Annotated in this window: 1 protein-coding gene and 2 pseudogenes; all 3 read left to right on the top strand. The window is 63.7% G+C overall.

Going from position 1 to position 3,172, the window contains the following annotated elements; all coding sequences use genetic code 11:
• Window positions 1-105: 105 nt before the first annotated feature.
• Window positions 106-975: pseudogene (locus MOV74_RS34625) on the top strand (deoxyguanosinetriphosphate triphosphohydrolase family protein); the annotation flags it as partial.
• A gap of 9 nt (window positions 976-984) precedes the next feature.
• Entirely contained in the window at window positions 985-2,775 is a 1,791-nt protein-coding gene (argS, locus tag MOV74_RS34620; RefSeq protein WP_246931464.1) for an arginine--tRNA ligase, read from the top strand.
• A gap of 140 nt (window positions 2,776-2,915) precedes the next feature.
• A pseudogene (locus tag MOV74_RS34615) lies at window positions 2,916-3,172 on the top strand (SPOR domain-containing protein); the annotation flags it as partial.

The following is a 3,172-nucleotide window of genomic DNA, read 5'->3' as shown; positions in this document are numbered from 1 at the left end:
TTGGTCTTGACCCGCACGACATAGTCGCCGCGGCGCTCGTGCATCTCCTCCATCGTCATTTCGGATGCGACCGAGCGGATCGCGGAGATGAACTTGCCGGCGAGGAGGGCGCTGGACGCTTGCCTGAAGGCGTTCGGCGGCTTCGACCACAACGCCCAGACGCTCCGCGTCGTCGCTTCGCTGGAGCACCGCTACCCTGAATTCGACGGGTTGAACCTGACCTGGGAGTCGCTGGAGGGCGTCGTCAAGCACAACGGTCCGCTGACCGACCGCAGCGGTGCGCCGGTCGGGCGCTACCGCGAGCATGGTATTCCCGTCGGAATCGCCGACTACATCAAGACCTACGACCTCGAACTCTGGAGCTTCGCCTCACTGGAGGCTCAGGTCGCGGCCATCGCCGACGACATCGCCTATGACGCCCACGATATCGACGATGGCCTGCGCGCCGGCCTGTTCCATCTCGACGATCTCAAGGTGATGCCGCTCACCGCTGAAATCATCGCCGAGACCTCTGCGCATTATCCTGAGCTCGAAGAGCTCAGGCGCGGCGCTGAATTGGTGCGCGAGTTGATCTCGCATCTGATCGGCGCGGTGTTCGCGGAAGCGCAGAAGAACATCGCCGCGGTCAAGCCGCAGTCGGCCCAGGACGTCCGGCAGCGGAGCAGGGCACTGATCGCGTTCCCGGCCGAGGTCGCCGAGGAAGAGGCGGCGATCAAGAGCTTCCTGTACCAGCACATGTACCGTCACAAGCGGGTGATGCGGGTGATGGGCGAGGCGGAGCAGATCCTGTTCGACCTGTTCGCCAAATACCTGAAGGAGCCGGCCGAGCTGCCGCCGGAATGGCTGCTGGGGGCGGAGGCCGACAACGAGGGCGACCGGGCCCGCCGGATCGGCAATTTCATTGCCGGAATGACCGACCGTTTCGCCCTGACCGAGCACCAGCGGCTTTTTGACTCGACCCCGGATTTGCGTTAGGCGGCGGCCATGCCCCAGACATCCACATCCCTGCATTTGTTCGCCGACGTGCTCGCACGTGTGCACGCCGCCTGCCGTGCGCTGGCCGTGGAAGCCAACTGGCCAGAGGGCATCGATTTCTCCCGCGTGGTGGTCGAGCCGCCGCGCGATGCCACCCATGGCGACATGGCGACCAACGCCGCGATGGTGCTGGCGAAAGAGGCAAAGGCAAAGCCGCGCGATCTCGCCGAGCAGATCGCCGAACGGCTGCGCGCCGACGCATTGATCGCCAAGGTCGACGTCGCCGGTCCCGGCTTCATCAATTTGACGCTCAAGCCGGCCGCCTGGGCGGAGGCACTGCGCACGGTTCTACGCGAGGCCGCTGATTACGGCCGCGTCCGCGGCGGCTCCAAGGTCAATGTCGAGTACGTCTCGGCCAATCCGACCGGGCCGATGCATGTCGGTCATTGCCGCGGCGCCGTGTTCGGCGACGCGCTTTCGAGCCTGCTCCAGTTCGCCGGCCACGACGTCACCCGCGAATATTACATCAACGATGCCGGCGCCCAGGTCGATGTGCTCGCGCGCTCCGCCTTCCTTAGGTATCGCGAGGCGCTCGGCGAGGACATCGGTCCGATCCCCGAGGGCCTTTATCCCGGCGATTATCTCAAGCCAGTCGGCGCAGCCCTGGCGAAAGAGCACGGCGACAAGCTGCTCGCGATGAGCGAGGCCCAGTGGCTGCCGACGGTGCGGGCCAAGGCGATCGCGATGATGATGGACGAGATCAAGGACGATCTCGCCGCCCTCAACATCCGCCACGACGTGTTCTTCTCGGAGCGCTCGCTGATCGAGACCGGCAACAACAAGGTCGCCGAAACGATCGATTTCCTGAAGGCCAAGGGCGATATCTACGAAGGCCGCCTGCCGCCGCCGAAGGGCGCGCCGGTCGAGGATTGGGAAGACCGCGAGCAGCTGCTGTTCAAGGCGACGGCCTACGGCGACGACGTCGATCGTCCGCTGATCAAGTCGGACAATTCCTACACCTACTTCGCCTCCGACATCGCCTACCACAAGAACAAGTTCGATCGCGGCTTCGCCGAGATGATCGACGTCTGGGGCGCCGACCATGGCGGCTACATCAAGCGCATGCAGGCGGCAGTGAAGGCGACGACGTCAGGCAAGGGGGCGCTCGACGTCAAGATCGTCCAGCTCGTCAAGCTGCTGCGCAACGGCGAACCGGTGAAAATGTCCAAGCGGAGCGGGGACTTCGTCACCCTGCGTGAGGTGGTGGATGAAGTCGGCCAGGACGCCGTCCGCTTCATGATGCTCTATCGCAAGAACGACGCCGTGCTCGATTTCGACCTCGCCAAGGTCATGGAACAGTCGCGCGACAACCCGGTGTTCTACGTCCAGTACGGCCATGCCCGCGGCCACTCGATCTTCCGCAACGCGCGAGCTGAGGTGTTCCCGGAACTGCCGGAGGATTCGGGCAAACGGATCGCCTGGCTCAGTGAGTCGCCGGTGGAAAGGTTGTCAGACCCGGTCGAGCTTGAACTTCTCAAGCGCCTCGCAATATATCCGCGCATGCTCGAGGCAGCTGCCGCGGCGCACGAGCCGCACCGAATTGCCTTTTATCTCTATGATTTAGCCAGCGAATTTCATGCACTTTGGACGAAGGGGCGCGATTTGCCCTATTTACGCTTCATTATCAATAATGATGCAGATCTAACGAAGGCGCGGCTGGCCATGGTCCAGGGCGTCGTCTCGGTTCTGGCATCGGGCCTCGCCATCCTCGGCGTCCATGCCCCGAACGAGATGCGGTAGTTTGGGGCGAACTACTTAAGGGAAATTCGGGGGTAACCGGCAGAAGCCGGATCGCTTAGACTTGGTTGAAAGCCTTGTGGGTCGAAAGCCGTGCCTTGGTCGAGGGGCGCGCGGCTTTCCCGAAGGGACGCATCATCACGATGGCCGAACGATATCAGGACAGACCGTTTCCTTCCGATGACTATGGTCGCGGTGGCGACCCGCATGGCAGCAGGACGGAAAGCGATCCCTTGGCTGAACTTGCCCGCTTGATCGGACAGACCGATCCTTTTGCCGCGCAGTCGCGCCCCGGCGCGCGCCCGCCGGCAGCGTCTCCGCCCGCACCGAGTTACCAGGACTACGATCGACAGGACGATTATCAACAGGCCTATGCCGAGCCGGCGCCGCCGGCACCGCC

Source organism: Bradyrhizobium sp. SHOUNA76 (assembly GCF_023006445.1).
Taxonomy (GTDB): Bacteria; Pseudomonadota; Alphaproteobacteria; order Rhizobiales; family Xanthobacteraceae; genus Bradyrhizobium.
Note: the sequence above shows the minus strand (reverse complement) of the source record. Positions and strands in the feature narration are given on the sequence as shown.

What these genes read in the sequence shown, in the direction of transcription:
- argS (WP_246931464.1), top strand. Translation starts at nt 985, where the DNA reads ATGCCCCAGACATCCACATCCCTGCATTTGTTCGCCGACGTGCTCGCA.